The sequence below is a fragment of the Corynebacterium phocae genome, from assembly GCF_008693075.1.
In the GTDB taxonomy this organism is placed as follows: Bacteria; Actinomycetota; Actinomycetes; order Mycobacteriales; family Mycobacteriaceae; genus Corynebacterium; species Corynebacterium phocae.
The window spans coordinates 1-832 of the sequence record NZ_VXKJ01000011.1; the positions used below are offsets into that span (position 1 = coordinate 1).

Here is an 832-nt window from a genome sequence, read left to right on the forward strand (position 1 = left end):
TGTGTAATGTCATATCCTTGCTAACGAACAATGTCATAGCTTTGCTCACACACGATGTCATAGCTCTGCTCACGGATCTGGAAGGATTTTAGGTACCGGGTTGTTGGTCGGTGGATTGGTTAGCAAAGCGCTTCTCGGCTGCGGCGTGTTTGCGTTGCCAGTGGGCTGGTGGGTCTTTGAGCCAGGCTCCTTTGATGTTGTAGGAATTGATGAACCTCGGACTGTCGCTGATTCCAATTAGTGGCAGAGGAAACCTCATAATAAGTTCTCCGTTATCTGCATCCCAGTAGGTCAGTTCATCTTCGGTGACGTTGCGGATGTAGAATTTGCCCGAATATTTGGTGGGAACCGAGATGCGACGTCCACGGAAGAACACTGCAGGGTTTTGGCGTGTTATTTCTACGCCGTATGGCAGGTCCTCGCCGGTATCGGCACCGTCGTCTGCGTTGGTGGCTTGGTCAAGCTCAGCCTGCTTGGCTCGGCGATATTTCTGGCCCTTGTTTGGTGCGGGCTTTTCGCCAGTGTTGACGATTGGGTCGGTGGTCACCGCTTGCTGTCGTTGACGCCGGTATTTAGCCGCTACGGCTGCCAGATAGGATGGATCTAGGGGTGGCTGAGGCTCGGCGTGCTCCATGAGCTCCCAGGCCTGTTCAGGGGTCATGGCAGGTTTTCCTAGCCCTTGGTGGGCACGTCGGGTGTTGTAGTGCTCGCGGTAGGTGGTGATAAGCTCTTTCGCCTGTTCAAGGGTGGTGGGACGGTGGGCGTCGAGGAACCGGATGAGCGTGGTGTGGCTGCGCTCATTTTTGCCTTGCGTCTGGGGATGCCCTGGCCG

General features: G+C 55.5%; 1 pseudogene. It reads right to left on the bottom strand.

What is annotated here, in order from left to right:
• Window positions 1-625: 625 nt before the first annotated feature.
• Window positions 626-832 (bottom strand): annotated as a pseudogene (locus F4V58_RS13005) (integrase core domain-containing protein); the annotation flags it as partial.